Origin of the sequence: Demequina subtropica (genome assembly GCF_000971235.1) — a bacterium.
In the GTDB taxonomy this organism is placed as follows: domain Bacteria; phylum Actinomycetota; class Actinomycetes; order Actinomycetales; family Demequinaceae; genus Demequina; species Demequina subtropica.
Genome location: NZ_BBMB01000005.1, coordinates 163,717 through 190,022, shown reverse-complemented (window position 1 = coordinate 190,022; position 26,306 = coordinate 163,717). Strand labels below are relative to the sequence as shown.

The window sequence follows — 26,306 nt, the reverse complement described above, 5'->3', positions numbered from 1 at the left end:
AGAACCGCTGATATCTATCGGATATAGGCGCGAGCGTGGGACTTGATCTCCTCGATCACCGCGGTCTTGGCGTCCGAGTAGGCGTTCATGTCGGGCCAGTCCTGCGCGGCGAGCGCGCGCTTGGCCTCCGCGTAGAGCGCCCTGTCCTCGCGGCTGCGGCGCAGCTGGTCGCGCAGGAGCAGGTGATTCTCGACCGCGGGGTCGCCCGCCTCGAGGACGTGCACGTGGACGTCGAGCGCGGGCGTGCGACCGGTCCGAGCGCGCCGGCGATGCGATCGCGCTGGACCTCGTACACGTCCGCCCAGGTCGGGTCCGGGTCGGCCACCACGATGCTGCGCTTCTCCACGCCGCCGACCAGCTCGATCTCGGTCACGTCGGGGCGACGGCGGGGGCGGGGCGTCGGGCGCATCGTGCGAGGCTACCCGGCAGCCGGGTGACGGAGTGGGCTTGAATAGCCTTATATGTTCTACATATAAGTGTTAATGTGGATCCCATGGAGCACGTCGCCGCAGTGATCGTGGACATCGTGCGCTCGCGCGAGCTGAAGGACCGCGTCGCCGGCCAGGCCGCGGTGCTCGAGGCTTTCGCGGACGCGGAGAGGGACGTCTCAGCGGTGCGCCCGCTCGGCGCGACGGTGGGGGACGAGTTCCAGGGCGTGTACCGGACGGTCGCCGACGCGATCCGTGCCACCACCCTGGCGGTGCTGGCCTTGCCGGACGAGGTCGAGGTGCGGACCGGGATCGGCCTCGGCGAGGTGGTCGAGGTCGAGGGCGACATCTCCGACGGGAGCGCGTGGTGGCGCGCGCGCGACGCGATCGAGGAGGCGCATCGGCGTGAGGATGCGGGTCAGACGGCGGTGCGCGCGTGGTGTGTCGGTGGTCCGGGGGACGATGCTGGCATGACGTCCTCGGTGCTGCTCCTCCGTGACCACGTGCTCGGCCGCATGAAGGCGCGCGAGCGGCGCATCGCAGCAGGCGTGATCCGCGGCGAGCGCCAGGAGGCCATCGCCGCACGTGAGTCGATCAGCCAGGGCGCGGTGTCGCAGTCGGCCCACCGGTCCGGGGCGATCGCGCTGCGCGAGGCGCTGGGCCAGCTCGCGGGAGGCGCGCGATGACCGCGGCGGTGCTCGTCGCGATGATCGCCGGCACCGAGGTGCTCCGGTGGTTCCTCCGCGGCCGGACGCTCCTTGCCTCGTCCGCGGCGTGGCTGCTCATCGTGCTCGTGGCGGCCGGTGTCGCGAACGCTGTCGGCGCATGGGGGGCGTTCGCGCTGGGCGCGGGCTCCGCGGCATGGCTGATCCTGCGGTGGCGCTACGGAGCCGACATCGCGATGGGCTTCCTCGTCGCGGCCGCAGGGCTGCTCGTGCTCGCCGACGGCGGGCCGGACCGTGCCGCGGCGATCATCGCTGGGCTCGGCGCTGTGGTGCTGCTCACGCGCACGGGCAACGAGGTCTGCCGCGATGTGCTCGCACGGGCGCGCACCGCGCCCGAAGACGAGGAGGAGGACCCGCCGGGCGTGGCGTCCCACCTGCGTGGCGGGCGGTTCATCGGCCCGCTCGAGCGGCTGCTCATCGCGGCGCTCGCGCTCGTGGGCGCGGAGGGAGTGGTCGTGGGCCTCATGGCAGCGAAGGGCATCGGCCGGTTCCCCGAGATCTCCGGCGACCGCGGCCGCGGCTCCACCGCGGAGGAGTTCCTGGTCGGATCCTTGGTGAGCTGGGCGCTCGCGGGCGCGGCGGCGCTGCTCGTCGCCGTGCTGCGCCCCTGACCTGTCACGGCGGTCGCGACGCGCCTGCCACAATGGTCCGCGGGCCCTTAGCTCAGTTGGTTAGAGCACTGCGTTTACACCGCAGGTGTCGTCGGTTCGAGTCCGGCAGGGCCCACCACTGGTCGTCCGAATGCTGCTGCAACGGGCGCCTTCGAATGGTCGCTACTGGTGCCCTTGCATGGCAAGTTCCAGGGGCTATACCCTCGACTTCTACGCATGGCACGCGGCGGGCCGCGATCGCCAGGCGGAGGTAAACGGCGATTTCGGGGGGCTTGAGTTGGCGACTTCGACGCTTGCCGCGCGCGATGAGATTGTTGCGGCGATCTCTCCGCGTGCATCGGTACTGCCGCGTGGCTACGTGCTCCCCCTCGATCGCGAGACTGGGTTCGACAGAGTTGTCGGGCGCGAAGGTGACCTGCTGCTAATTCAGCTTCGCAGCGCTATCGGTCAAACACCGGAGAGATCGGCTGCCCTCAGAAGCCTTGGGCTGAGGCATCCGCACAGTGCGTCGTTGCGGGCAAGTTCAGATGCGGCGATGTGGGGCAATGTGCGCAAGGTCCGTGACCTCATCGCGGTAGTCGCGCTTCCCGAGACGCGCTACAAATCTGCTGCAGTGCAGCGGACAGATGCAGATGGAGGCGACGTAGAGGACTTCGAGTACGGAACGAGGAGCCTGCCGGCGCACCTCTGGCGTGACGCGCGTGGTGAGTACTTTGCATACGAAACTGGGCGCGACAAGGTCGTCGCGTTCTGGTCTTCCGCCATGGACCTTCACACGCTGATTGCGGCTATGCCGAGCGCGGGGCTGGGAGTCGAGCAACTGAACTCCTCGGCGTTCGTCGGTACATCGGAGGAGCACGTCGAGGTCGACGAACCATATGTGGCCTATCACGAAGGAACGTGGCACGAGTTAGCCGCGCGAGGTCTCGTGACGCGCGCGACTGCTGCGCGCATTCCCGTGTCGGACGGTATCGCGGCTACGTGGCGTGCGCCGCAACAGCGGTTCCACGATCGCGATCACCTCGTCGGCGCGGTCGGAGTCATCGTCCCGCGCGGCGAAATCCCTGCAATACGCAGTCTGGCGCGGCGCACGATGCGGAACATCGCCCTGCTTGAGCAGGGTCAGTGCGCAATCGAAGTTCTCCTATCGGGACGGCGGAGGAAGTTCCTCGTATGAGAAGCGGCAACAAGAACAAGCTCCGAGTCGTGCGTGCGGATATCACGATTGTCGGTCTTGAGGGGCAGGCGGCAGCCGAGTCGCGATGCGAACACACTCTGCTCACCCACAACCATGAGTTGCTCTATCGCAACCACCTAGGAGAGCAACTGACCTTCTCGTTCACCTCAGAGTTGCGTGAGGCCGGTCAGACCTACGCCGCGACTGCGATCGCCGACAAGGTGATCTCGAACGGCAAGAAGTGGCGCCACGTAGGCACGACCGCGACGGGCTCGACGGCACCTGTATCCGCCAAGGCTGCGATCAACGCCCCGGACGGCATGCAGACGGGATCTTGCCGGATCGAATACTCCGTGAGTGCGCGGATGCCCTACTCAAAGCCATATGTGCGTTCGCTGGACGTCCCGCTCACGTGACACTCTTCATCGTCTCCGGCATCGTGGTGGTGCTCGGGTCATTGCTGAACGCGAGCCTTGTGAGCCGATTCGCGAAGGAGTACGAGCGGCGCGTCACTGGCACCGGGACCGGCAGCGAACCGCCAGCCATCCCGTACGGCGTCTCGCGTGCGGTGTTGGCGTCGTGGTTTGAACGTCTCACAGACGTCGCCGCGAACCTTCCCGCCATGGTGCTCACCGCCGTCGCGTTCGCTGACTTGAGCCTTCTTGAGTCCGACCTTGCTCACGCGCTACTAATTGTCGCGATCGTATCCATCACGATCTTCGCGACCACGCGCGCTGCGCCTTCGAGGCCGCCGATGTGGACAGCGGTGTCGCTCTCGGGATGGAGTTGGGGGCTCCTCGCGGCAAACATACTGGGGGTTCTCGCCGCGGCCACGTCCTGATCGTCGCACTCGAGGGTTTCGGAACGCGGCTTGGGGAGTGCGACAGAATCGCGCGGTTGGCATCAACGCAACTCGCGACGCGCACGCTCGCGCGGCGCATGACCGCATCGGCCCGGCGTCGATACCGGAACTACCGCGGACCAGGCGATACGCTACGGCCAGCCGCCGCTCGGCGGCGTCCTGATCCGAGGGGGGATTCACCACATGCGTGGAAAGATGACGGTCGCCGTCGCGGCGCTGCTGCTGGTCGCGGGTTGCTCGAGCAGCGGTGAGGACTCCGGTGCCACGCCTGAGCCCGCCGGCACGGCCTCGGAGGCCGTCGCGACCGTCGAGACGAGCGTCGAGCCGACCGATGAGGCCACCGCGGATGACGCCGGCACCGATGACGGTGCCAGCCCCGCACCCGCCGGCGACGAGGACTGGGCCGGCGAGGACTCGCCCGTGCTGGGGATGACCGCCGAGGAGCGTACGGCGCTGATCGACCCGGACGTGTACGCGGGCTTCGAGGGTGCTCTCGCGGGCTCGATCGAGGGCGAGGCGGCCACCGCAGGGGAGGATCCCCTCACCGCCTTCCTGGTGGACGCAGGGAGCGACCTGTCGCGCATGCAGCGCGAGGTGCTGCTGCTGGCGTCCCTGGACGGCCTCGACCTCGGGATCGCTGCGACGCCCGAGATGGAGGCGGCCGCGCTCACCGGCGCGTGGGACACGTGCCAGGCCGTCGAGCAGGGCACGCCCGTCGAGGACCTGCTCGAGGAGGCCTTCACCGACCTCATGATGGGCGCGGCCTTCACGGGGCTCGACGAGGACGCCACCGAGGAGGAGATGGAGGCGCAGGTGGCCGTCGCCACGTCGCAGCTCATGGGCACGATGCTCGCGTTCACCGTGTGCCCCGAGCACGCCGACGCCCTCATCACGGGCATCGACGGGATGGACTTCGCCTCGTAGGCGTCGTCGCGCGCTAGCCTCGAACCAGCCGGGACACCTGACGAGGGGAGCCGCACGTGTCGTTCGAGCTCGATGAGCACGAGGGCGGGCTGAAGAAGGGCCAGAGGTACGAGGCCTTCGCCAAGCGCGCCGACGGCGCCATGGCCGTGCTCGCCTTCGTCTTCCTGGTGGTGTGGTCGGCACGCATCGCGTTCCGCGAGCACCTGCCCGGCAGCGTCCGCGCGACGCTGCTCACGATCCAGGGCCTGGTGTGGCTGATCTTCCTCGTCGACCTGCTCATCCGGGTCGCGCTCCACGAGCAGCGCTGGCGGTTCCTCCTCACCCACCCGCTCGACGTGGTCGCCGTGATCATCCCCGCGGCGCGGCCGCTCAAGATCCTCTCGGTCTTCGCCTCGGGGACGATGCTCGCGAGCCGCAAGGGCGTGGTGAAGTCCACGCAGGCGGTGGTCATCGCGGTGCTCCTCCTGCTGTGGATCTCGGCGGTGGCGATGCTCGACGCCGAACGGGGGCACGAGGGCGCGCAGATCGTCAACTTCGGCGACTCGATCTGGTGGTCGCTCGTGACCGTCACGACGGTCGGCTACGGCGACTTCGCCCCCGTGACGGTCGAGGGTCGCGTGGTCGCGACGCTTCTCATGCTCATCGGCATCGCCCTCATCGGAATCGTCACCGCGACGGTGGCGGCGTGGTTCGTGAGCCTGACGCAGGGCGCCGAGGAGGCCCGGGAGCAGGAGCGCGAGGAGGTCACGCGGACCCAGCTGCTCGAGCGGATCGACGCCCTCGAGGCCAAGATCGACGGCCTGGTCCAGCCGTCGCAGGGGGTGTCCGGACTGCCTCATCAGACGGCTCCGCCGGCTGCCGATGCGGGACGCCGGCGTGAGCGGTCCGAGCGACCTCCCAACGAGTAGCCTGTCTCCCATGACCTCTGTGGCCGATGTGATGGACGCGCTCGAGAGGCGCTTCCCCCCGGACCTCGCGGAGGACTGGGACGTCAACGGGCTCACCGTGGGCCGGCCCGATGCGCCCGTCACGTGCGCGCTGTTCGCGGTCGACCCGACCATGGCCGTGGTCCAGGAGGCGATCGAGGCCGGATGCGACCTCATCGTCACCCATCACCCGCTGCTCCTGCGCGGGGTGACCACGGTCAACGCCGCGACGCCCAAGGGCGCCGTCATCCACGCGCTCATCGAGAACGGCATCGCGCTCTACAACGCGCACACCAACGCGGACCACGCGGGCAGCGGCGTCGCGGAGGCGCTCGCCACGGTGCTCGGCGTCTCGGGTGCGCTCCCGCTCGTCCCGCTGCGGGACGATGCGGAGCAGGGCACCGGCCGCATCGGCCGCCTCGACGCCCCGCTGACGCTGCGCGCCTTCGCCGAGCGCGCCGCGGAGGTGCTGCCCGCCACGGCGCACGGGGTGCGCGTCGCCGGCGACCTCGACGGCGTGGTCCAGACAGTGGCCGTGGTGGGCGGATCGGGGGACTCGTTCCTGGCCGCCGCACGCGAGGCGGGCGCCGACGTCTACCTCACGGCGGACCTGCGCCACCACCCGACCTCGGATGCGCGCGAGGCCGCCCTCCTGGGCGACGGTCGGCCGTACCTCGTGGACGTGGCACACTACGCATCCGAGTGGACGTGGCTCGAGGCCGCCGCCGAGTACCTCGGCGACGCGACCGGAATCGACACCCTCGTCTCGACCCTCACCACCGACCCCTGGACCGCGCGCTTCTGACGCGCAAGGAGATCACGTGCCCGACGCACCCGCAGCAGACCAGATCCGACTCCTCGACGTGCAGGACCTCGACCTTCGCGCGCAGCAGGCGCGCCACCGCCGCGGCCACCTGCCCGTGATCGTGCAGATCCAGGAGCTCACCGGGCGCCTCACCGACCTCGACGAGGCACGCGTCGCCTCGAACACCAAGGTGAACGACCTCAAGCGCGCGGTGCAGAAGGCGGAGGACGACGTCCAGACGGTGCGTGATCGCGCCGCGCGCGACACCGCGCGACTCGAGTCCGGCCAGGGCTCCGCGAAGGACCTCCAGGCGCTCCAGTCGGAGCTCGAGGTGCTGTCGCGCCGCAAGGAGGCTCTCGAGGACATCGAGCTCGAGGCCATGGACGCGCTCGAGACCGCCGAGCAGGAGCTCGCCTCCGCGAAGGAGCAGGTCGACGCGATCAGCGCGCAGATCACCGAGCTCACGGCGGAGCGCGACGTGGCGTGGCGCGAGGTCGACGCGGAGCTGGCGACCATCGCCGACGAGCGCGCCGCCACGGTGGCGGGCCTCGACGCGGGCCTGGTCGCGCTCTACGAGAAGCTGCGCGACGCCCAGGGCGGGATCGGCGCCGCCGCGCTCGCGCAGGGCCAGTGCCTCGGGTGCCGCACCCAGCTCAACCCCGGCGACCTGCGCGCGATCGAGAACCGCCCCGCCGACGCGATCGTGCGGTGCGAGGAGTGCGGCCGCATCCTAGTGCGGGACGCGAAGAAGTGAGCGACGCCCAGGTCGAGCCCGCGGTGCCGCACCACGGCCACCGCTACGACGACGGCACCGACCTGGGCGCCGATGCGGGAGCCGAGGTCGCCGCTCCCGCCCCGAACGCGCGCGTCCAGTCGCCCTTCTCCCCGGACGAGGAGGACCTGGTCGCGCCGCTGTTCGTGGTGCTGGTCCGTCACGGCGTGACCGAGATGACGACCTCCCGTCGGATGTCCGGCGGGGGAGTGCCGGGACCGTCGCTGAGCTCCGCCGGCCGCATCCAGGCGGCGAAGGCCGCCGACCTCCTCTACGGCATCGGCCGGCGCACGTGGACCCACCTGCCGCACGTGACGCGCGTGCTCGCGTCGCCCATCGTGCGCACGCAGGAGACCGCCGCGGCGATCGGCCGCCGCATCGGCGCGCACGTCGAGACCGAGGAGCGGCTGCGCGAGGTCGACTTCGGCGCGTGGGAGGGGCTCACCGTTCCGGAGATCATCGAGCGCGACGGCGACGCGATCCACGCGTGGCGCCGTGCCGAGGGCGTGGCCCCGGACGGCGAGTCGATCCCGCAGGTCGGCGAGAGGGCGTTCGCCGCCGTCGCGGACCTGGCCCGCGGGCACGCGACCGAGTGCATGGGCGGGCGCGACGTGCCCCGCGCCGTCGCGATGGTCTCGCACGCCGTCGCCATCAAGTCCACGGTCGGGGTCGCGCTGGGCATGCCCGCCTCCCACTGGGGCGCGATCTGGCCGTCTCCCGCATCGTCGACCATCCTTCAGGTGCGGCCCCGCAAGGACGGATCGATCGCCGAGACGCACCTGCTCTGCCTGGGCGTCCCGGTCGAGTAGCGTCGATTCCTCATCTCTTCGACGACCTGCCGGTATAACTCGTTATACTCGAGGTTGTGAAGACTGCGATCTCCTTGCCGGACGGTGACTTCGAGCGCTTCGAACGGGTCGCCGCGCAGCACGGCATGAGCCGGTCCGAGTTCTATCGGGTGGCCGCTTGCCGGCTCGCGGATGATCTCGAGGGAGGCTCCGAGCTCACCGCGCTCGCGAACTCGGTCCTCGAGCGTGCTGGCGTCCGCGCGCTCGAGGCGCCCTTCCTGCGGGAGTCCGAGCGCATCGTCCTCGAAGGATCCGAGTGGTGATCGCTCGAGGTGACGTGGTGTGGGTCGATTTCGGGTCGCCGCGCGGCTCCGAGCCGGCGAAGAGGCGCCCGGCGGTGGTGTTCCAGGCCGACTGGCTGCTGGCCACCGCCATCGCGACCGTGCTGGTGGTGCCGCTCACCTCGAACGTCGATCTCGGTGATTTCCCCGGCAACGTGCGGGTCGCGCGCGCGGCGAGCGGGCTCGACCGCGACTCGATCGCGGTGGTGTCGCAGGTGGGGCCGGTGGGGCGGGAGTTCGTTGATCCGTTCGCGGTGGGACACCTGCCCAGCCACGTGATGCGTGCGGTGAGTGACGGGGTGCGGCTCGCCTTGGCGGTGTAGACCGGCGCGGCTAGACGTCGCGCGCGAGCTGCTTGCGCAGGTACTTGCGGTCGTCGTTGGCGTAAGCGTAGTACCAGCCGATGAGCAGCCCGCCGCCGATGAAGTTGCCCACCAGCGCGATGGCCAGGTTCCCGAGCGCGGGTCCCCAGTCGAGGCCGCCCTGGAGGGCCGCGACGGTGAAGGCGACGGTGTTGGCCACCGAGTGCTCGAAGCCCACGAACGCGAAGACGAACACGCTCATGATCATCGCGATCGCCTTGGTGAGATCATCCTTGATCATGCCGTTGTAGACCAGGATCATCGCGAGGTTGATCATGAAGTTGCACAGGATCGCGCGCACGAAGAGGTCGCCCCACCCGGCCGCCCCCTCGGAGAGGTAGGCGAGCTTGTGCTCGATGGTCGCGTCGAACTGCTCCCCGGCGCCGCCGTCGAGGATGCTTGAGAAGTGCACGAGCACGGCGATCGCGAGGCCGCCGATGAAGTTGCCCAGGTAGCACATCGCGAGGATGCGCAGGCCGCGGAGCGCGTTGACGCGGCGGTGGTACCAGCCGACCGTGACGACCATCATGTTCGAGGTCAGCAGCTCGGACTTCGAGTAGTAGATGAACACCAGGGCGAAGCCGAAGATCAGGGCGCCCAGGATCTTGCCGATGCTGGTGAGGCCGCCATCGCCGAAGCTGGCGAACGCGGCGACGACGGCGAAGTTGGTGAGGTACATCAGGCCGATGATCACGCCGGCCATCGCGGCACGCATGAGGTAGACGCGTGCGAGGCCGCCGCTCATCGCGGTCTTGGTCTCGAGCGCGTCCAAGACCGTCGAGATGAACTGCTTGCCCGGGAACAGTGCGCTCTGATCGCTCATGGCCCCAGGCTCCCACAGACCAGGGTCGACGGCGCGGGACCTCAGCCGTGGCGAGGCGCGGGGAAGCCTGCGGGTCGCGCCGGACGTTGCATGGGGGGATCCTGACAGAAGGAGTGATGATGACGCCCGCGCCGAAGCCGCCGTCCAGCTACGAGGACCCGATCGTGGCCCGCCACTCGCTCGACGGGAAGCGCGTGCTCGTGGTCGGGGGATCCTCAGGGTTCGGCCGCCAGGTGGCGCTCGACGCCGCGATCTCGGGCGCCGACGTCATCGTGGTCGGCCGCGACAGCGCCAAGGCGCATGCGACCTCTCAGGAGGCGGGCGCGCTCGCGCACGGGAAGGCGAGCGCGCTCGCGATCGATGTGAGCGACGACCGCGGCCGCACCAGCCTGGTCGAGGCCGTCGGGATGGTCGACCACGTGGTCTCGACCCTCGGGGGGCGGCTCGCCGACGACGTCCCGGAGGTCGACGACGAGACGTTCCGCCAGGTGGCGGCGCGCAAGGTCGAGGACAACCGCCTGCTCATGGAGGTGCTCGCGCACAGCGTGCGCGACGGCGGGTCGTTCGTGCTGACGGCGGGCTCGACGCGGCGGCCGGGTGAGCACGACGGCGTTGCCGCCGTCACGGGCAACGCCGAGATCGAGGAGCTGGTGCGCGAGAAGGCCGTGCTGCTCGCGCCGCGCCTGCGCGTCAACGCGGTCGCCCCGACCTGGACGCAGACGCCGCTGTGGCGCCACCACTCGGACGCGGACGTGGTCGCGATGCGCAAGGAGATGGAGTCGCGCATCCCCCTGGGCCGCACCGCGGACATCCGCGAGGTCGCGCGCGCCTACCTGTTCCTCATGACGAGCACGTTCATCACGGGCCAGACCATCGCGGTGGACGGTGGCTACTCGCTCACCTGAGCGACGCGACGAACCTGCCGAGCCGCTCGATGCCCTCGAGGATGGCCTCGCGGGACGCGGCGTAGGACAGCCGGACGTGCGTGTCGGCGTGGGTGGCGCCGAAGTCGCGGCCCGGCGTGATCGCGACGTGCGCCTCGCGCAGGGCGCGGTCCGCGAAGGTCCACGCGTCGAGGCCGGTGGAGGAGACGTCCGCGAACGCGTAGAAGGCGCCGTCGGGCGGGCACGCCACGGGGAGGCCGATGCGCGCGAGGCCGTCGAGCATGAGCGCGCGGCGCGCGAGCAGCTCGAGCCGGCGCTCCTCGGCCTCGGCGAGCGAGCCCGGCGTGAAGCACGCGAGCGCGGCGTGCTGCACCGGCGCGGACGGGCTGAGGAACATGTTCGTCGCGAGCCGCTCGACGGGGTCGACCAGCGCCTCGGGCAGCACGGACCAGCCCAGGCGCCACCCCGTCATGCCGAAGGACTTGGAGAAGGAGTTGACCACGATCGCGTCGGGGTCCCATGCGAGGACGCTGCGCGGGCGGCGCCCTGCCCGGTCGACGTCCGCGAGGTCCAGGTAGATCTCGTCGACGATGCGCCATGCGCCACGGTCACGCGCGACGGCGCAGACGGACGCGAGCGTCGCCGCGGACAGCGAGGTCCCCGTCGGGTTCGACGGCGACGCGATCATCACGGCGCGCGTCCTCGGCGTCCACGCGTCCCGCACCAGGTCCGCGGTGAGCTGGAAGCCGGTCCGTGCAGACGTCGGGACGGTGACGGGATTGCCGCCGAACGTGGTGACGATCTGCCGGTTGCACGGATACGACGGGTCGGCCATGAGGACGTCCGTGCCGGCATCCACGGTCGCGGCGACCGCGAGGTCGAGCGCCGCGGAGCCGCCCATCGTCACCGCGATGCGCGCCGGGTCGACGTCCACGCCGTGGCGGGTCCGGTAGAACCAGGACAGGCGCTCGCGCAGCGCGCGCGTGCCGAGCGCCGAGGTGTAGGGGAGCGGGCGCCCGTCCATCGCATCGATCATCGCGAGCCGCACCGCGGCCGGCGCTCCGAAGTCCGGTTCGCCGAGGTTGAGACGGACCACGCGATGCCCGGAACGCTCGATCCCGGCGGCGATGTCGCTGAACGCCATCGCGTGGAAGGGCTCGACGGTGCCGGCCCGCTGCGAGAGCTGCATGGTGGCTCCTCTCCAGGGTTCGAGGCTAGCCCGCGATCACGAGCGTGAGCTCGTCCGGGCCCTTCGCCTTGGGGGTGAGGGTGACGTCGACGAGCGCCTCGCCGATCATCCCGGCCGCGGCGTCGGCGAGGTCCTGCGCGGACCCGGGCCGCGCATCGTCCCTCACGAGGTGCGCCGCGAGGAGGCCGCGCGTGTGCTTGGCCATGTGGCTCACCACCGCCCGCTTGCCGTTCAGCTCGCGCTGGACGCTCACGCTCACCCAGGCGGTGTCCGCAGGCTTGTAGGCGGCGACGTAGGACGCGCTGCGGCAGTCGATGACCAGGCCGCCGTCCGCGAGGGCGTCGAGCTCGGCCGGCAGGTGCTTCTTCCAGTACGTGGCGAGGCCGCCGAGGCGGCCCAGGGTGGTGCCCATGCTGAGGCGGTAGGCGGGGATGCGGTCGGCGGGGGAGACGGCGCCCCAGAGCGCGGACACGATGCGCACGCTGCCGGCCGCCTTGTCGAGCGTCGCGGCATCCCACGCGGCCATGCCGGCCGCGTCGTAGAGGACGCCGGTGTACACCTGGCCCGCCGGGGCGCTGGCGTTGTCCCACACGGTGCGGTTGCGCTCGACCTCGGCCGTGAGGGAGGCGCCCACGCCGAGGACGTCCATCGCGTTGCGCTGGCCGCTGACCTTCGCGAGCGCATCGCCCACGCGGCGGCGGGCGTCCGCCAGCTCGGGGTGGGAGAGCGTGGTCAGGTCGACGGGGCCGCCGGACGGGGGAGCGGTCTTGCCCTCGGAGGGCGGGAGCAGGATCAGCACGGGGACAAGGGTAGGGGCTGCGCGGCACCGGTCCCCCCGACGGAGGTCGCAGGCCCGGCGTACGGCGGACGCTGGGCGCTCGGCATCGCATGGATCGGCATAGTGTGGAGAGGTGGACGCATGGCCACTGATCGCGGCCGCGGTGTGGGTCGGCACCGGGGTCATCACCGGTGCGTGGATGGTGCGCCGCGGGCACGACCGTCGCTGGATCGTCGTCGCGATCGCGCTGGGTCCCTTGTTCGTGCCGATGGCGCTCGAGCGGGTCGAGCGCACGCCTCGCGTGGCCGATGCGTCGCCGGACGGCCCGCCCGCGTCGCGCGACGCGAGCCCGGGGCTCCGGGTGCTCGTGGGCGTCGACGGATCTCCGGAGGCGGAGCGCGCCCTCGAGCTCGCGATGGCGGCGATGGGCGACCGATGCGGGCAGGTGGTGCTCGCCGAGGTGGTGGGATACGACGCCACCGACCCCGAGGAGCCCGAGGACATGGAGGCGGCCTCGGCGCACCTCGAGCGCGCGCGGGCCCTCGCGCCGGACGCCCCGGTCAACATCGAGGTGCTCGCCGGGCCGCCGGGGGAGGCGCTGCTGCGGTGCGCCGCGGACAACGACGTCGACCTGCTGGTGGTCGGGCGGCGGGGTCACGGGCTCTCCCGGCGCGTGCTCGGGACCGTCTCAGACCATCTGGTGCACCACAGCGACGTGCCGGTGCTCGTGGTGGAGCCGCGGCACGGCGTGGGCCGCGCGGTGCCGTCGCCGCGCGTGCGGTAGCGCGGGTCCCCACGGAGGTCCGGCATGGTGGCGGGGTGGGGTGAGGCGCACCACGGGCTCGCGGCGCAGGACGTGCTCGCGCTCCTCGAGGCTGACCGCGAGCGCGGGCTCGGCGAGGACGAGGCCGCGCGAAGGCTCGAGGCCTTCGGGCGCAACGCGCTGCCCGACGCGCCGGGGCCCGGCGTGGTCATGCGCATCCTGCTGCAGTTCCACCACCCGCTCGTCTACGTGCTGCTCGGGGCCGCGGCGGTCACGCTGCTCCTGGGAGAGGTGGTGGACTCCACGGTGATCATGGGGGTGGTGCTCGTCAACGCGGCGGTCGGGTTCGTGCAGGAGCGCAAGGCGGAGGCCGCGTTGCGGGGGCTGCAGTCGATGGTGCGCACGCGGGCGCGGGTGGTGCGGTCGGGAGCCGCGGTGATCGTCGACTCCGAGGAGGTGGTCCCTGGCGACCTGGTGCTGCTCGAGGCCGGCGACCTCGCCCCTGCGGATCTGCGCATCGTGCGCTGCGCCGAGCTCGCGATGGACGAGTCGGCGTTGACGGGCGAGTCCGTGCCTGCACAGAAGGAGGACCTCACGCTGCCCGTCGAGACCATCGTCGCCGACCGCCGCAACATGATCTTCGCGGGCACGCTGGTCACCACCGGCACCGGCACGGGCGTGGCGGTCGCGACCGGGGAGCACACCGAGCTCGGGGAGATCCATCGGCTGGTCGGCACGGGCGAGACGCTCGCGACGCCGCTCACCAGGAAGCTCGCGCGCTTCAGCCGCGACCTCACGGCGGTGATCCTCGCGCTCGCGGCGGCGACGTTCGGCGCGGGCTGGCTGCATGGTCAGGACCTGGGTGACACCTTCACCGCCGCGGTCGCGCTTGCGGTGGGCGCGATCCCGGAGGGCCTGCCCGCGGCGATCACCATCGTCATGGCGATCGGCGTGACGCGCATGGCGCGGCGCGGGGCGGTGATCCGGCGCCTGCCCGCTGCGGAGACGCTCGGCAGCACCACCGTCATCTGCTCGGACAAGACCGGCACCCTCACGGAGAACCAGATGACGGTGCACGCGATCTGGGTGCCCGGCATCGGCGAGCTCGCGGTGAGCGGCACGGGCTACGCAGCGGACCGCGGCACCATCGAGGTCGCGGGCGGGCTCGAGCAGCAGTTGGGACGGGACGGCGCCCTGCGGTGGTCGATCCTGGTGGGGGCCGCGTGCAACGACGCCGGCCTGCAGGAGGAGGAGGGCCGCTGGAGCGCCGTGGGCGACCCCACCGAGGCCGCGCTGCTGGTGGTCGCGGCCAAGGCGGGACTTCATCAGCGCCACGTCAAGGAGCGTTATCCGCGCGTGGCGACCATCGCGTTCGACTCGCGCCGGCAGTACATGGCGACGCTCCACGTGGCCGCCGAGCGCGACGCGCGCCACGTGGTGCTCGCCAAGGGGGCCGCCGAGCGCATCGTCTCCCTGTGCGCGGCCCAGCTGGAGCCCGACGGCACGCTCGCCGCGCTCGACGCCGACGCGGTCGAGGCGGCCGTCGCGAGCCTCACCCAGCGGGGCCTGCGCGTGCTCGCGACCGCGGTGCTCACGGACGTCGCGCCCTCACGGTTCAGCGAGGAGGCGCTCGAGGGGAGCCTGGTCTTCACCGGGCTGCACGGCATGTGGGACCCGCCGCGCGCCGCGGCGGTCGACGCGGTGCGCGCGTGCCGCACCGCCGGGATCGACGTCAAGATGATCACGGGCGACCACGCGGAGACGGCGTGGGCGGTCGCCCGGCGGGTCGGGCTGGTGGACGATGCGCGGGACGGGGATACCGTGCTCACCGGGCCGGAGCTCGCGCGGCTCGCCCCCGAGGAGCGCGCGGACGCCGTCGCGCGGGCCACCGTGCTCGCGCGCGTCTCCCCGGAGCAGAAGCTGCGCCTGGTCGAGTCGCTCCAGGCGCGCGGCCACGTGGTGGCGATGACCGGGGACGGCGTCAACGACGCGCCCGCGCTGCGCCACGCGGACATCGGCATCGCCATGGGGCGCATCGGCACGGAGGTCGCCAAGGACGCCGCTGACGTGGTCCTCACCGACGACAACTTCGCGACCATCGAGGCGGCGGTCGAGGAGGGGCGCGGGATCTTCGACAACCTCACCAAGTTCATCACGTGGACGCTCCCCACGAACCTGGCGGAGGGGCTGGTGATCCTCATCGCGATCCTGCTGGGGACAGCGCTGCCGATCCAGCCCACCCAGATCCTGTGGATCAACATGACCACGGCCGTCGCGCTCGGCCTCATGCTCGCGTTCGAGCCCAAGGAGCGCGGCATCATGACGCGTCCCCCGCGCGACCCGCGCCGGGCGCTCCTCACCCCCACGCTGATGGCCCGCATCGTCCTGGTGTCCGCGATCCTGGTCGGCGGCTCCTGGTGGCTGTTCGAGTGGGAGGTGGCCAACGGCGCGAGCCTGGCCGAGGCGCGGACCGTGGCGGCGAACCTGTTCGTCGCGGTCGAGGCCTTCTACCTGCTCAACTGCCGCTCGCTCGAGGGTTCGGTGTGGCGCATCGGCCTGCTGTCGAACCCGTGGGTGGTGGTCGGGATCGCGGTTCAGGCGTGCGCGCAGGCCCTGTTCACGTACCTGCCGATCATGAACCGGGTGTTCGGGACGGTGCCGATCGGCGGGGAGGCATGGGTCCGGATCCTCGCGGTGGCGGCGCTCGCGAGCCTGGTAGTGGGCGCCGAGAAGTGGATCAGGGCGCGTGCGCGGCGGGCCGCGCCGCCGGTACCCTAGGAGCGCGGATGAGCTGGCCAGGCGGCCGCGTGACCCCACAAGGGTCCCGAGGAACGTCCGGGCTCCATAGAGCAGGGTGATGGCTAACGGCCACCCGGGGTGACCCGCGGGACAGTGCCACAGAGAGCAGACCGCCTCGTTCCTTAGGGAGCGGGGTAAGGGTGAAAGGGTGAGGTAAGAGCTCACCGCGCGACTGGTGACAGGAGCGGCAAGGTAAACCCCACCCGGAGCAAGACCAGACAGCATGCGTTCGAGGGCTGCTCGCCCGAGCATGCGGGTAGGTTGCTTGAGCCCTGGAGCAATCCAGGGCCTAGATGGATGGTCGCCCCTCGTTCCCGGCAACGGGTGCGAGAGACAGAACCCGGCGTATCGGCCAGCTCATCCGCCCCGCGCCGCGGTGTCCGGCAGCGCCGGGAACTGCTGGCGCAGCTCGATCTTGCGGACCTTGCCGCTCGCGGTGCGGGGGAGGTCGTCCACCAGGATCGCCGCGCGCGGCAGCTTGTACTTCGCGACGCGTCCGCGCACGTGCCCCAGGATGTCGTCGGGCGTGACCTCGGCGCCCTCGTGGAGCGCGACGACCGCGAGCGGCACCTCGCCCCAGCGCTCGTCGGGGACGCCGATGACGGCGACCGACCGCACCTCGGGCATCTCCATCACCAGCTGCTCGATCTCGGCGGGGTACACGTTCTCGCCGCCCGAGATGATCATGTCCTTGAGGCGGTCGGTCACGGTGAGGTAGCCGTCCTCGTCGAGCCGGCCGACGTCGCCGGTGCGCAGCCACTCGCCGTCGCGCGCCTCGGCCGTCGCCTCGGGGCGACGCCAGTACTCGCGGATGACGTTGGGTCCGCTGATCTGGATCTCGCCCGCCTCGCCGGGCGGCAGCACATCGCCCTCGGGGCCGACGATGCGCACGTCGGTGAAGAAGTGCGCGAGGCCGGACGTGCCCACGTGGTCCCGCGTCTTGGTCACCGGCAGGGACGTCGCGCCGGGGGAGGCCTCGGTCATCCCGTAGCCGCTCGAGAACGCGAGCCCGCGCGCCTCGTACGCCTCGACCACGCGCGCCGGCATCGCCGATCCGCCGCACGTGAGCTTGCGGATGCTCGACAGATCGGTCGACTCCCAGTCGGGGTGCTCCGAGAGGAACTGGAAGGTCGTCGGGACGCCCGAGAGGCTGGTGATGCCGTGCTCGGCGACCGCGCGCAGCACGTCGCCTCCGTCGAAGCGCTCGTGGAGCACCACCGCGCCGCCCTTGAGCAGCGTGGGCAGCGCGCCCATGCTGAGCGCCGCGACGTGGAACATGGGTGACATCATCATCGCGACCTCGTCCCGCGTGACGTCGTAGTCGACGATCGCGTTGATGACGTTCCACGTGAGGTTGCCGTGGGTGAGGACCGCACCCTTGGGGCGTCCGGTGGTGCCGGAGGTGTAGAGGATCATCGCGGGGTCCTCCAGCGTGACCTCGACGTCGAGCGTCCAGGGCTCCGTCGCCGCGACCACCTCGTCGAGGCTCTCCACCGCCGGGAGGTCGGCCTCCCCGTCGACCACCAGGCGCTTGCGGATACCGCTCGACCACGCGGCCGCCCGCGCGAGCGAGCGGACCGACTCGTGCGTCACCAGGAACACCGCCCCCGAGTCCTCGATCATGTACTCGAGCTCGCGCGGTGCGAGGCGCGTGTTGAGCGGCACGAAGACCGCGCCCAGCGCGCCGCACGCGAAGAACGTGGTGAGGAAGTCCGGGGTGTTGTTGCCCAGATACACGAGCCGGTCGCGCTTGGCGAGCCCGCGGTCGGCGAGGGCCTGCGTGAGCCGCGCGACCCTGTCCGCGAACTCGTCGTAGGTGTAGGTGCCGCCCGGCCAGATGAGCGCCGTGTCGCCTTCGGACTTGATGCGTCGCCGCGCGATCCAGTCGCCGAGCCCCTGGTTCTTCATGTCATCCTCGCTGATGCAATGGGGGTGGGGTGTTGCCGTGGTTCAGGCGTAGAAGCGGTAGAGCCCCCGCGCCGCGACCGCGGGCTTGGTGCCGCCCTCGATCTCGATGGTCTGGTCGACCGTGAGCTGGAAGCCGCCGGGGATCTCGGCCACCTCCGCGATCACGGCGTTCATCCGGACCCGCGCGCCCACCTGCACGGGGGAGATGAAGCGCACCTTGTCCAACCCATAGTTGACCTTGGTGGTGACGCCGTCGACCTCGAGCAGCTCGGTCCAGAACCTGGTGGTGAGCGACAGCGACAGGAAGCCGTGCGCGATGGGGCCCCCGAACGGGCTCTCCGCGCGCGCCCGCTCGGGCTCGACGTGGATCCACTGGTGGTCGTCCACCGCATCGGCGAACACGTTCACGCGGTCCTGCGTGACCTCGAGCCAGTCGGACCAGCCCAGGTCGCGGCCCACAAGCGACGGGACCTCGGCGTAGGGGACGGTGGTGGTCATGGGCGGTGCCTTTCTTCGGAGGTGGGGACGATGCGGCGGGTCGGCGCTGTCACGAGCCGAGCCTCAGCAGTCGGACGGCGTTGTCCTTGAGGATCGCGGGCAGGCGCTCGGGCTTGAGCGCGGTCTGGCCGATGTCCTCGAGCCAGCGGTCGGGGGTGAGCAGCGGATAATCCGTGCCGAACAGGATGCGGTCCTTGAGGTACGAGTTCGCGGCGCGGACCAGCTGCTCGGGGAAGTACCGCGGCCCCCAGCCCGAGAGGTCGATCCAGGTGCGGTGCTTGTGGGTCGCGACCGCGAGGGCCTCGTCCTGCCACGGCACGCTCGGGTGCGCCATCACGATGTCGAGGTCGGGGAAGTCCGCGGCCACGCCGTCGAGCAGCATCGGGTTCGAGAGCCCGAGCCGGAGCCCGCGGCCGCCGGGAAGGCCGGCCCCGATCCCGGTCTGCCCGGTGTGGAACAGCGCGGGCACGCCCGCGTCCTGGATCGCCGCGTAGAGCGGGTACCAGCGCTCGTCCGACGGGTCGAAGCCCTGGACGGTGGGGTGGAGCTTGAAGCCGCGGACGCCGTGGTCCTCGACCAGGCTCGTCACCCGGTCCACCGCATTGGGACGATGCGGGTCGACCGAGCCGAAGGGGATGAGGACGTCCGCGTGGTCGGCGGCCTGCGACGCGATTGCGGCGCTGTCGAGCGTCGGGTGGCCCAGCTGCGTCTCGGCGTCGACGGTGAAGACCACGGCGGCCATGCGGCGCTCGCGGTAGTACGTCGCGATCGCCTCGAGCTCGGGGCGCGGCCCGTCGGTGCGGAAGTACCGCGAGGCGGCCTCGACCAGGTCGGGCGGCAGGGACGTGTGCCCGTGACCGTCGACCTCGATGTGGACGTGGACGTCGATCGCCTCGATCGCATCGAGATCGATCGCGGGCTCGTAGCGTGTCATGGCGGCGCTCAGGCGGTGGGCGCCGGCCGCACGAGCGACTCGGGCAGCGGGGGGAAGCGCTCGCCCACCGACTGGAGGTTCCCGTCGAGCAGCCCCGGGAGGTCGGCCGTGAGCGCCTCGAAGCTCCACCCGCCGTCGCGATACGCGGTCGCCACGGGTTCGGGGTGCGACCACACCTGGATGCGGTCGCCGCCGATGCCGAGCGCCTGCCCGGTGATGTCCGCAGCGGCGTCCGAGGCCAGATACGCCACGAGCCCCGCGACGTCGTCCGACGTGCCGAATCCGAGATCGTGGCGGAAGAACTCCGGCATCGGCTCGCCCGCGGCATCGGCCTCGACCGCGGCGGCGAAGTACGGGACCGTCGCGGTCATCGCGGTCGCGGCGACGGGGATCACCGCGTTGACGGAGACGCCGGCGCGCTTGAGCTCCATCGCCCACGTGCGCACCATGCCGACGATCCCCGCCTTGGCGGCGGCGTAGTTGGTCTGGCCGAAGTTGCCGCGCTGCCCGGTGGGGGAGCCGATGCAGACGATGCGCCCGGGCACCCCGTTCTCCCTGAAGTAGGTGGCGGCCGCACGCACGCATGTGAACGTCCCCCTGAGGTGCACGGAGATCACCGTGTCGAAGTCGTCGTCGGACATCTTCCACAGCACGGTGTCGCGCAGCACGCCCGCGTTGGTCACGAGGATGTCGAGGCGACCGAAGCTGTCGAGCGCCGCGGCGAGCAGCGCATCGGCCGTCTCGGTCGGCCCCACCGGGGCGACCACGGCGACGGCGGCGCCTCCCGCGCTCTCGATCGCGGCGACGGCGTCGTGCGCGGCCGTCTCATCGACGTCGTTCACCACGACGGACGCGCCCTGGCGGGCGAGCTCGAGGGCGTAGGCGAGGCCGAGGCCGCGGCCGGAGCCGGTGACGATCGCGGCGCGGCCGGCGAGCGGGGCAAGCTGTGAGGACATCGCAGAACTCCTTTGTTCAGGACTCAGCACAGCACCGGTCGTTGAGAATGTCAATGATTGAATTTCTCACGTCTCGTGGCAGGATGGCGGCATGGCCACCGCAGACGATGCCCCGGTGCGCGTCTCGCCTGCGCTCGACGCGGACACGAGCTTCCTGCTCGCACGCGCCAGCGCGCTCGCGGCGACCGCCGGCAACCGCGCGCTGTCCGGTCTCGGCCTCAAGGTGCGGTCCTACTCGGTGCTCGCGCTCGCTGCCGAGGTCGGTCCGTCCCAGCGCGATCTGGCCGAGAGGCTGCGGTTGGACCCGAGCCAGGTGGTCGCTCTGGTCGACGGGCTCGAGGAGCGCGGGCTGGTGGAGCGCCGGCTCGATCCGTCCGACCGGCGCGCCCGCATCGTCGTGGCCACGCCCGAGGGCCTCGCGCTGTTCGCGCGGGCACGTGAGGCGATCGCGGGGGCGCAGCGCGAGACGCACGCGCCGCTCACCGAGGAGGAGCAGGTGGCGCTGGGCGACCTGTTGCGCAGGCTCGCGTACGCGGACCTGCAGTGAGGCGCGTCAGCGCTCGGTGAGGGTCTCCGCGTTGGCGACAGGCTCGGTCATCGAACCCCGTCGCCATGGATCTCGATCACCGAGCCGTTCGCGTCCTCGGCGGTCGCGTCCCACAGCTCGGCATACGCCCGCGCGACAGCGTCCTCAAGTCCGGCGAGGCTCGCGACGCGGAAGATGACGCCGGCGGCTCGCAAGGGTGCGCCGGCGTCGCGCGCCGTCTTCGTATATCCCTGCGCCACCGCCAGCACCCACGCCTCGCTCGCGGCCTTGACCGCCGCGTAGTTGGCGCCGCCCGCGAGGGGACGTGCGACGGTCGTCGAGGAGACGATGGCGAGCCGGCCCGCGGGGGAGCGGCGCAGGTCCTCGTCGAAGGCACGGGAGACATGGCGGAGCGCGCTGAACGACGTCTCGAGGACCCGGTAGTCCTCCTCGGTCTGGCCCGCGAGCCCGCCGCCGCCACGCCATCCGCCCACCAGGTGCAGCACGCCGTCGATCGCCGTGCCGTCGCCGCCCAGCCGCTCCGCGAGACGTGCGACAGCGGCCTCGTCCGCAAGGTCCACCACCTCCGTCCGGGCGCCGAGCGCGGCGAGCGGCGCGAGCCGGCCCGCGTCGCGGCCCGTGGCGACCACCCGGGCGCCGGCGGCCAGCAACGTGCGCGTCGCGGCCAGCCCCACGGTGCTGGTCGCGCCCGCGATCAGCACCGTCCGGCCGCTGAGGTCAGTCACGGTCACGCGGCCGTGGCTCGGATACCGGAGGTGGACTCGATCACGGGCTTCATCTTCCTCTCGAGCGCCTCGAAGAACATCGACAGCGGGAACTCGTCATCCATCACGGCGTCGGTGTACCCCCTCGGCGGGCCCGCGAGGACCTCGCGCGGGAGCCCCGCGGCCCACTTCGAGGCGGGGTTCGGGGTGAGGACCTCCGAGATGAGCTCGTACGCCTTGAGCCAATGCACCGTCTTGGGCCGGTCGATGGACTCCCAGTACAGCGCGTTGATGGCGTCGCTGAGCTCGACCACGGCATCGGCCACCTGGTCCCAGCGGATGCTGAGCTCGACGTCGCGCCACTCGATCACATGCTTCCGGTGCAGCCACGCGAACAGGAGCTGCCCGCCCAGCCCGTCGTAGTTCCTGATGCGGCTCCCGGTGATCGGGAAGCGGAAGATGCGGTCGAACAGGATCGCGTACTGGACCAGCCCCGCGTGCCTGAGCGTGTCCGCCTCGCTCGGGGCGAGCTCCTCGCTTGCGGTGATGCGCGCGTCGAGCGCCCGCTGGATCGCGACGGCCTCGCGGAACGCCGTGAGGTCGCACCGCAGCTCCTCGAGCGTGTAGAGGAAGAACGGCATCCTCTGCTTGATCATGAACGGGTCGAACGGCAGGTCCCCGCGCATGTGGGTGCGGTCGTGGATGAGGTCCCACATCACGAAGGTCTTCTCCGCCAGGTCCTGGTCCTCGAGCATGGCCGCTGCCTCGTCGGGCATCTCCAGCCGGGTGGTGTCGGCGGCCGCGGCGACCACACGGCGGTAGCGCGCAGCCTCCCGGTCCTGGAAGATCGCGCCCCACGTGAAGCGGGGGATCTCGCGCATCGCGATCGTCTCGGGGAAGAGGACCGCGGAGTTCGTGTCGTAGCCGGCGGTGAAGTCGATGAGACGGAGCGAGACGAACATCCGGTTGCCGTAGTCGCCGGCCTCGAGGTCCGCGACGAAGTCGGGCCAGATCGCCTCGGCGATCAGCGCCTCGACGTGACGGTCGGGGGAGCCGTTCTGGGTGTACATCGGGAACACGATGAGGTGGCGGATCCCGTCGACCCGGTGCTCTTGCGGCTGGAACTGCACCAGCGAGTCGAGGAAGTCCGGTTCCCCGAAGCCGCCGTCGGCCCAGCGGGAGAGGTCGCGGGGCAGCGACTCCAGGTAGGCCACGTCATGAGGGAACAGCGGGGCGAGCGCACGGATCGCGTCGACGATGCCCGCGACGTGGTCGCGTGCGTCCGCGTGATCCGCGGAGGAGGGCACGGAGCCGTCCTTGGCCTGCAACGCCTGCAGCGCGGTCGCGGCTGCCTTGAGGCGCAGCCACTCGGCGCTGTGCTCGACCGTGCGGACGTCCGTGGCGGACGCGGGCCGCGGGGCTTCAACGGAGACGGGCATGGGGACCTCCCTCATCGTCGGGCAGGAAATCTTCCTAAGCCGAGCATGCAGGACGGGAGTAATTTCGTCTAGAGCGGCCCGTCGCAAGGATTGCGTCGGTCAACATGCGCGTGGAGCGGCGCGGGCGCGCCGCCGATGCGGTACGGTCCGTGTCATGCGGGATCCGGTGGATGCGAGGCTCGTGGCGGAGGTGTCCCGCGACGCTCGCGCCACGCTCGCGCAGCTCGCGGGGCAGGTCGGGCTGTCCACGTCCGCGGTCCAGGCGCGCCTGAAGCGCCTCGAGGCCAGCGGGGTCATCTCCGGCTACCGCGCGCTGGTGAGCCCGGAGGCGCTCGGCCGTCCGCTGTCGGCGTTCATCGAGATCACGCCGCTCGACCCCGCTCAGGGGGACGACGTCCCGCAGCTGCTCGAGCACCTCACCGCGGTCGAGGCCTGCCACTCGATCGCGGGGGACGCGAGCTACATGCTGTTCGTCCGCGTCCCCACGCCGCCCGACCTGGAGGCGCTCATCCGCGACATCCGGCAGGCGGTGCCGGTGAGCACGCGCACCACGGTGGTCCTCCAGACGTTCTACGAGAACCGGCCCCTGGCCCCCGCCGACGAGTCGTAGCCTCCGACGCGGCCGCGTCGCTGTCGTCGAACCGGGACCTCGCGCCGTAGAATGCTCACGCACGCACGACCACGCAGGGCCGTCGTGGGTGCACGCCGCCGTCCGCGTGGATGGACCGGGAAGCCGCCGATCGAGCGCGCACCGTCCGCCAGCCGCGCGTAGAGATCGAGTCCCGGCGCGCGAGAGGACGGGCGTCCCTGCCTGGGAGAGCGTGCCGCGTACGCGGCACGGAGTCGAGTAGGAGCCGTAGTGTCAGGAACTGGGCAGCGCCGGTCCGGCCGCACCCGCAGCGCCGCAGGCAGCCAGCGACGCCGCACGTCGCGGCCCACGGAGAAGGGCCTGATCCCTCTCCTCGCGGGCATCGCGCGCGAGGTGGACCGCTCGGTCCAGAAGCCGCCGACCAAGGGCACCACCCGCACCAAGTACCAGGTGGTCGCGCTGCTGGTGCGCGAGGAGCGGGCGAGCGTCAAGGCCGATGGCACCCTCTCGGCCTCCAAGCGCGAGGAGGAGCTCAAGCGCCTCGACGGGCTCGCGACCATCCTCGCGAAGATCGCCGCCCGAGACACGTCGCTGCTGTCGCTGCTCGCCGAGGATGCGCGCGTCTCCGACGCCGCGCGCAACTACAAGGCGACCGTGCTGAAGGCCGCGGGCCGCGAGGTGCCCGACGAGCCGGAGCCTCCGGCCCCCGTCACGCCTCCGCCGGGCGCGGAGAAGCGCGTGGTGCCGCAGTCCGCGATCTCGTACCAGCTCGCGAACCCGTTCCTTGCGCCGGACTTCGCGGCCGCGCAGGAACGTGCGGTCCAGCCGCGCCGCCTCGCCGGCTGGGAGCTGCTCGAGCCGCTGTTCCGCTCGTTCGAGCACGACACCTCGGGGGTGCGCGCGTGCATGGAGCTGCCGGAGCCCGCCGCCCTCGCGCAGTCGCGCGCGCGTCCGCCGCTGGGGCGCACCCTGATGCCGCACCAGGCGCAGGTGGTCGCCGCGGCTGCGCAGGGGCACCGGACCTTCCTGCTGGCGGACGAGCCGGGCCTGGGCAAGACCGCGCAGGCGCTGCTCGCGGCGGAGGCCGCCGACGCCTTCCCGCTGCTCGTGGTGGTGCCCAACGTGGTCAAGACCAACTGGGCGCATGAGGTCGACCTGTGGATCCCGCATCGTCGCGCGACCGTGGTCCACGGCGACGGCGACCAGGTCGACGCGTTCGCCGATGTGGTGGTGGTGAACTACGAGATCCTGGACCGCCACGTGGGCTGGTTCGGGGACCTGGGCTTCCGCGGCATGGTGGTCGACGAGGCCCACTTCATCAAGAACAAGGGCTCCCAGCGCTCGCAGCACGTCCTCGCGCTGTCGGAGCGCATCCGCGAGCGCCAGGCGCGACCGCTGCTCATGGCGCTCACCGGAACGCCGCTCATCAACGACATCGAGGACTTCCGCGCGATCTGGGAGCTGCTCGGCTGGATCGACGACGAACGTCCCATCGGCGCTCTCATGCAGGCGCTCGAGGACACCGGGCTCACCCCGGCGGACCGTCGCTTCAGCGCCGCCGCGCGCGGCGCGGTGATCGACCGCGGCATCGTGCGCCGCCGCAAGGTCGACGTCGCGGCCGACATCCCCGCGCGCCGGGTCGCGGACCTGCCCGTCGAGCTCGACGGTCCCGTGGGACGGTCGATCCGCGCCGCCGAGGCCGCGCTCGCGGCCCGCATGGTCGAGCAGTACCACCGCGCCGTCGCGGCGCGTGGGGACGATGCGGTGGAGGGCATCGACCTCGAGCTCGCCAAGCGCATCGCGACCTCGGAGCTCAAGGACTCGGACGAGAAGACGTCGGGCGAGAACGTGTTCACCATGGTCCGCAGGATCGGCCAGGCGAAGGCGACGCTGGCCGCGGACTACGCGGCTCAGCTGGCGCGCAACGTCGGCAAGGTCGTGTTCTTCGCCAAGCACATCGACGTGATGGACACCGCCGAGCAGCTCTTCGCCGACCGCGGCATCACGTACGCCTCGATCCGCGGGGACCAGACCCGCGCGGCGCGCGACCGCAACGTCAAGGCCTTCACCGAGGACCCCGACGTGCAGATCGTGGTGTGCTCGCTGATGGCCGCAGGCGTGGGCCTCAACCTCCAGGTCGCGTCCAACCTGGTGCTCGCGGAGCTGTCCTGGACCGATGCCGAGCAGACGCAGGCGATCGACCGCATCCACCGCATCGGCCAGTCCGAGCCCGTCACCGCCTGGCGCATCATCGCGGCGCAGACCATCGACGCGAAGATCGCCGAGCTCATCGACTCCAAGGCGGGCCTCGCGGCCGCGGCGCTCGACGGCGTCGACGTCGAGGAGGGGTCGACGTCGACCGACGTCCAGCTCGACGCGCTGATCGCGCTGCTGGTGGACGCGCTCGAGGCCGAAGGGATCGGCTAGCGGGTTCGCCGCGCGGCGCTCTCGACCACCGAGGTGAAGTCGCGCACGCCGAGGACGGTCTGGACGATGCCCACGATCCCGACGATGCCGCCGGTCAGCACCATGAGGCGGGCGAGGACGAACCAGCCGCCGGGGCTCTCCGCGTACAGCGCGGCCAGGTAGAAGATGCCGTAGCCGACCGCACCGACGATCGGCCCCCAGAGCAGCCACTTCCACAGGCCGGCGACCAGCTGGTCCGATCCGGGCGTCCCCACGTGGGCACGCCGTGGCGCGCTCGCGGAGAGCGGGTCGCGGACAGGCGGCACGCCAGGCGTAGCCCGGCTCGCTTGACGCTGTCGCGGCATCGC

30 protein-coding genes, 1 tRNA gene and 1 other RNA gene are annotated in these 26,306 nt (G+C 71.4%); 21 read left to right on the top strand and 11 right to left on the bottom strand.

Going from position 1 to position 26,306, the window contains the following annotated elements:
* Positions 1-14: 14 nt before the first annotated feature.
* Complete coding sequence (locus AOM06_RS14375) at positions 15-224, bottom strand: GrpB family protein (protein ID WP_062303777.1); 210 nt, start codon at positions 222-224, stop codon at positions 15-17.
* Here AOM06_RS14375 and AOM06_RS15060 point away from each other — a divergent pair, their 5' ends adjacent.
* The 14 genes from AOM06_RS15060 to AOM06_RS05650 all read left to right on the top strand — a co-directional run bounded on the left by AOM06_RS15060 (position 225) and on the right by AOM06_RS05650 (position 8,682).
* Positions 225-437 (top strand): hypothetical protein, encoded by a 213-nt coding sequence (locus tag AOM06_RS15060; protein WP_062303776.1) that lies wholly within the window; start codon positions 225-227, stop codon positions 435-437.
* Between the two features lie 56 nt (positions 438-493).
* Positions 494-1,114 (top strand): SatD family protein, encoded by a 621-nt coding sequence (locus AOM06_RS05710; RefSeq protein ID WP_062303775.1) that lies wholly within the window; start codon positions 494-496, stop codon positions 1,112-1,114.
* Positions 1,111-1,764, top strand: a complete 654-nt coding sequence (locus tag AOM06_RS05705; RefSeq protein ID WP_062303774.1) for a hypothetical protein — start codon at positions 1,111-1,113, stop codon at positions 1,762-1,764. The genes AOM06_RS05710 and AOM06_RS05705 overlap by 4 nt, the downstream gene beginning before the upstream one ends.
* Before the next feature lie 41 nt (positions 1,765-1,805).
* A tRNA-Val gene (locus AOM06_RS05700) sits at positions 1,806-1,882 on the top strand.
* A 60-nt stretch (positions 1,883-1,942) separates the two neighbouring features.
* Positions 1,943-2,941: an uL30 family ribosomal protein gene (locus AOM06_RS14720; protein ID WP_169747724.1), complete on the top strand. Its 999-nt coding sequence runs from the start codon at positions 1,943-1,945 to the stop codon at positions 2,939-2,941.
* The gene (locus tag AOM06_RS05690; RefSeq protein ID WP_062303772.1) at positions 2,938-3,357 is read left to right on the top strand and encodes a hypothetical protein; all 420 of its coding nucleotides are present in this window, start codon (positions 2,938-2,940) and stop codon (positions 3,355-3,357) included. Before AOM06_RS14720 ends, AOM06_RS05690 begins: the two co-directional genes overlap by 4 nt.
* The gene (locus AOM06_RS05685) at positions 3,354-3,782 is read left to right on the top strand and encodes a hypothetical protein (protein WP_062303771.1); all 429 of its coding nucleotides are present in this window, start codon (positions 3,354-3,356) and stop codon (positions 3,780-3,782) included. The genes AOM06_RS05690 and AOM06_RS05685 overlap by 4 nt, the downstream gene beginning before the upstream one ends.
* 204 nt (positions 3,783-3,986) lie before the next feature.
* Positions 3,987-4,727, top strand: a complete 741-nt coding sequence (locus AOM06_RS05680; protein WP_156163595.1) for a hypothetical protein — start codon at positions 3,987-3,989, stop codon at positions 4,725-4,727.
* Positions 4,728-4,783: 56 nt separating this feature from the next.
* On the top strand, positions 4,784-5,635 hold the full coding sequence (locus AOM06_RS05675; RefSeq protein WP_062303769.1) for a potassium channel family protein: 852 nt from the start codon (positions 4,784-4,786) through the stop codon (positions 5,633-5,635).
* Positions 5,636-5,645: 10 nt separating this feature from the next.
* A complete protein-coding gene (locus AOM06_RS05670) occupies positions 5,646-6,458 on the top strand; it encodes a Nif3-like dinuclear metal center hexameric protein (RefSeq protein WP_082105342.1) in 813 nt (270 codons plus the stop codon).
* A gap of 16 nt (positions 6,459-6,474) precedes the next feature.
* A complete protein-coding gene (locus AOM06_RS05665) occupies positions 6,475-7,212 on the top strand; it encodes a zinc ribbon domain-containing protein (protein WP_062303767.1) in 738 nt (245 codons plus the stop codon).
* Positions 7,209-8,039 (top strand): histidine phosphatase family protein, encoded by an 831-nt coding sequence (locus AOM06_RS05660; RefSeq protein WP_062303766.1) that lies wholly within the window; start codon positions 7,209-7,211, stop codon positions 8,037-8,039. Before AOM06_RS05665 ends, AOM06_RS05660 begins: the two co-directional genes overlap by 4 nt.
* A 56-nt stretch (positions 8,040-8,095) precedes the next feature.
* The gene (locus AOM06_RS05655) at positions 8,096-8,341 is read left to right on the top strand and encodes a hypothetical protein (protein ID WP_062303765.1); all 246 of its coding nucleotides are present in this window, start codon (positions 8,096-8,098) and stop codon (positions 8,339-8,341) included.
* A complete protein-coding gene (locus AOM06_RS05650; protein WP_228372866.1) occupies positions 8,335-8,682 on the top strand; it encodes a type II toxin-antitoxin system PemK/MazF family toxin in 348 nt (115 codons plus the stop codon). The genes AOM06_RS05655 and AOM06_RS05650 overlap by 7 nt, the downstream gene beginning before the upstream one ends.
* A 10-nt stretch (positions 8,683-8,692) precedes the next feature.
* On the opposite strand, the gene AOM06_RS05645 is transcribed toward AOM06_RS05650, so the two are convergent.
* The gene (locus AOM06_RS05645; protein WP_062303764.1) at positions 8,693-9,544 is read right to left on the bottom strand and encodes a formate/nitrite transporter family protein; all 852 of its coding nucleotides are present in this window, start codon (positions 9,542-9,544) and stop codon (positions 8,693-8,695) included.
* 119 nt (positions 9,545-9,663) lie between these two features.
* Here AOM06_RS05645 and AOM06_RS05640 point away from each other — a divergent pair, with 119 nt between their 5' ends.
* Entirely contained in the window at positions 9,664-10,449 is a 786-nt protein-coding gene (locus AOM06_RS05640) for an SDR family NAD(P)-dependent oxidoreductase (RefSeq protein WP_062303763.1), read from the top strand.
* On the opposite strand, the gene AOM06_RS05635 is transcribed toward AOM06_RS05640, so the two are convergent.
* A complete protein-coding gene (locus AOM06_RS05635) occupies positions 10,442-11,617 on the bottom strand; it encodes an aminotransferase class I/II-fold pyridoxal phosphate-dependent enzyme (RefSeq protein WP_062303762.1) in 1,176 nt (391 codons plus the stop codon). The two genes, AOM06_RS05640 and AOM06_RS05635, sit on opposite strands and share 8 nt — an antisense overlap.
* Positions 11,618-11,642: 25 nt before the next feature.
* Positions 11,643-12,416 carry a YaaA family protein gene (locus AOM06_RS05630; protein ID WP_062303761.1) on the bottom strand — a complete coding sequence of 258 codons (774 nt, stop codon included), beginning with the start codon at positions 12,414-12,416 and terminating at the stop codon, positions 11,643-11,645.
* Between the two features lie 112 nt (positions 12,417-12,528).
* Between AOM06_RS05630 and AOM06_RS05625 the strand changes: the two genes are divergently transcribed.
* The 3 genes from AOM06_RS05625 to rnpB all read left to right on the top strand — a co-directional run bounded on the left by AOM06_RS05625 (position 12,529) and on the right by rnpB (position 16,321).
* On the top strand, positions 12,529-13,179 hold the full coding sequence (locus AOM06_RS05625) for a universal stress protein (RefSeq protein ID WP_062303760.1): 651 nt from the start codon (positions 12,529-12,531) through the stop codon (positions 13,177-13,179).
* Between the two features lie 24 nt (positions 13,180-13,203).
* Positions 13,204-15,936 (top strand): HAD-IC family P-type ATPase, encoded by a 2,733-nt coding sequence (locus tag AOM06_RS05620; protein ID WP_062303759.1) that lies wholly within the window; start codon positions 13,204-13,206, stop codon positions 15,934-15,936.
* Between the two features lie 9 nt (positions 15,937-15,945).
* An RNA gene (rnpB, locus tag AOM06_RS05615) (RNase P RNA component class A) lies at positions 15,946-16,321 on the top strand.
* Here rnpB and AOM06_RS05610 read toward each other — a convergent pair.
* From AOM06_RS05610 to AOM06_RS05595, 4 genes are read right to left on the bottom strand one after another with little or no spacing between them, the layout of a single operon-like run.
* The gene (locus tag AOM06_RS05610; protein ID WP_062303758.1) at positions 16,315-17,865 is read right to left on the bottom strand and encodes an acyl-CoA synthetase; all 1,551 of its coding nucleotides are present in this window, start codon (positions 17,863-17,865) and stop codon (positions 16,315-16,317) included. The genes rnpB and AOM06_RS05610 overlap by 7 nt on opposite strands.
* A gap of 42 nt (positions 17,866-17,907) precedes the next feature.
* Positions 17,908-18,363: a MaoC family dehydratase gene (locus AOM06_RS05605; RefSeq protein ID WP_062303757.1), complete on the bottom strand. Its 456-nt coding sequence runs from the start codon at positions 18,361-18,363 to the stop codon at positions 17,908-17,910.
* Positions 18,364-18,412: 49 nt separating this feature from the next.
* Positions 18,413-19,297 carry an amidohydrolase family protein gene (locus AOM06_RS05600; RefSeq protein WP_156163594.1) on the bottom strand — a complete coding sequence of 295 codons (885 nt, stop codon included), beginning with the start codon at positions 19,295-19,297 and terminating at the stop codon, positions 18,413-18,415.
* Positions 19,298-19,305: 8 nt separating this feature from the next.
* Positions 19,306-20,253, bottom strand: coding sequence for an SDR family oxidoreductase (locus tag AOM06_RS05595; RefSeq protein ID WP_062303756.1), 948 nt, complete (start codon positions 20,251-20,253; stop codon positions 19,306-19,308).
* Positions 20,254-20,344: 91 nt separating this feature from the next.
* On the opposite strand from AOM06_RS05595, the gene AOM06_RS05590 reads away from it, so the two are divergent.
* Positions 20,345-20,800, top strand: coding sequence for a MarR family winged helix-turn-helix transcriptional regulator (locus tag AOM06_RS05590; protein ID WP_062303755.1), 456 nt, complete (start codon positions 20,345-20,347; stop codon positions 20,798-20,800).
* Between the two features lie 47 nt (positions 20,801-20,847).
* Here AOM06_RS05590 and AOM06_RS05585 read toward each other — a convergent pair whose 3' ends face one another.
* Both AOM06_RS05585 and AOM06_RS05580 read right to left on the bottom strand, forming a co-directional pair.
* Positions 20,848-21,525, bottom strand: a complete 678-nt coding sequence (locus AOM06_RS05585; protein ID WP_062303839.1) for an SDR family NAD(P)-dependent oxidoreductase — start codon at positions 21,523-21,525, stop codon at positions 20,848-20,850.
* A gap of 2 nt (positions 21,526-21,527) precedes the next feature.
* Positions 21,528-22,943 carry a DUF6421 family protein gene (locus tag AOM06_RS05580; RefSeq protein ID WP_062303754.1) on the bottom strand — a complete coding sequence of 472 codons (1,416 nt, stop codon included), beginning with the start codon at positions 22,941-22,943 and terminating at the stop codon, positions 21,528-21,530.
* A 154-nt stretch (positions 22,944-23,097) separates the two neighbouring features.
* Here AOM06_RS05580 and AOM06_RS05575 point away from each other — a divergent pair, with 154 nt between their 5' ends.
* Together AOM06_RS05575 and AOM06_RS05570 are read left to right on the top strand one after the other, a co-directional pair.
* Entirely contained in the window at positions 23,098-23,553 is a 456-nt protein-coding gene (locus AOM06_RS05575) for an Lrp/AsnC family transcriptional regulator (protein ID WP_062303753.1), read from the top strand.
* Between the two features lie 249 nt (positions 23,554-23,802).
* Complete coding sequence (locus AOM06_RS05570; RefSeq protein WP_062303752.1) at positions 23,803-25,959, top strand: DEAD/DEAH box helicase; 2,157 nt, start codon at positions 23,803-23,805, stop codon at positions 25,957-25,959.
* Here AOM06_RS05570 and AOM06_RS05565 read toward each other — a convergent pair.
* Positions 25,956-26,213: a hypothetical protein gene (locus tag AOM06_RS05565; protein WP_062303751.1), complete on the bottom strand. Its 258-nt coding sequence runs from the start codon at positions 26,211-26,213 to the stop codon at positions 25,956-25,958. The genes AOM06_RS05570 and AOM06_RS05565 overlap by 4 nt on opposite strands.
* Positions 26,214-26,306 lie beyond the last annotated feature (93 nt).

What these genes read in the sequence shown, in the direction of transcription:
- AOM06_RS05710 (WP_062303775.1), top strand. Translation starts at nt 494, where the DNA reads ATGGAGCACGTCGCCGCAGTGATCGTGGACATCGTGCGCTCGCGCGAG.
- AOM06_RS05705 (WP_062303774.1), top strand. Translation starts at nt 1,111, where the DNA reads ATGACCGCGGCGGTGCTCGTCGCGATGATCGCCGGCACCGAGGTGCTC.
- AOM06_RS14720 (WP_169747724.1), top strand. Translation starts at nt 1,943, where the DNA reads ATGGCAAGTTCCAGGGGCTATACCCTCGACTTCTACGCATGGCACGCG.
- AOM06_RS05690 (WP_062303772.1), top strand. Translation starts at nt 2,938, where the DNA reads ATGAGAAGCGGCAACAAGAACAAGCTCCGAGTCGTGCGTGCGGATATC.
- AOM06_RS05680 (WP_156163595.1), top strand. Translation starts at nt 3,987, where the DNA reads ATGCGTGGAAAGATGACGGTCGCCGTCGCGGCGCTGCTGCTGGTCGCG.
- AOM06_RS05670 (WP_082105342.1), top strand. Translation starts at nt 5,646, where the DNA reads ATGACCTCTGTGGCCGATGTGATGGACGCGCTCGAGAGGCGCTTCCCC.
- AOM06_RS05645 (WP_062303764.1), bottom strand. Translation starts at nt 9,544, where the DNA reads ATGAGCGATCAGAGCGCACTGTTCCCGGGCAAGCAGTTCATCTCGACG.
- AOM06_RS05640 (WP_062303763.1), top strand. Translation starts at nt 9,664, where the DNA reads ATGACGCCCGCGCCGAAGCCGCCGTCCAGCTACGAGGACCCGATCGTG.
- AOM06_RS05635 (WP_062303762.1), bottom strand. Translation starts at nt 11,617, where the DNA reads ATGCAGCTCTCGCAGCGGGCCGGCACCGTCGAGCCCTTCCACGCGATG.
- AOM06_RS05620 (WP_062303759.1), top strand. Translation starts at nt 13,204, where the DNA reads ATGGTGGCGGGGTGGGGTGAGGCGCACCACGGGCTCGCGGCGCAGGAC.
- AOM06_RS05610 (WP_062303758.1), bottom strand. Translation starts at nt 17,865, where the DNA reads ATGAAGAACCAGGGGCTCGGCGACTGGATCGCGCGGCGACGCATCAAG.
- AOM06_RS05605 (WP_062303757.1), bottom strand. Translation starts at nt 18,363, where the DNA reads ATGACCACCACCGTCCCCTACGCCGAGGTCCCGTCGCTTGTGGGCCGC.
- AOM06_RS05600 (WP_156163594.1), bottom strand. Translation starts at nt 19,297, where the DNA reads ATGACACGCTACGAGCCCGCGATCGATCTCGATGCGATCGAGGCGATC.
- AOM06_RS05595 (WP_062303756.1), bottom strand. Translation starts at nt 20,253, where the DNA reads ATGTCCTCACAGCTTGCCCCGCTCGCCGGCCGCGCCGCGATCGTCACC.
- AOM06_RS05590 (WP_062303755.1), top strand. Translation starts at nt 20,345, where the DNA reads ATGGCCACCGCAGACGATGCCCCGGTGCGCGTCTCGCCTGCGCTCGAC.
- AOM06_RS05580 (WP_062303754.1), bottom strand. Translation starts at nt 22,943, where the DNA reads ATGCCCGTCTCCGTTGAAGCCCCGCGGCCCGCGTCCGCCACGGACGTC.
- AOM06_RS05575 (WP_062303753.1), top strand. Translation starts at nt 23,098, where the DNA reads ATGCGGGATCCGGTGGATGCGAGGCTCGTGGCGGAGGTGTCCCGCGAC.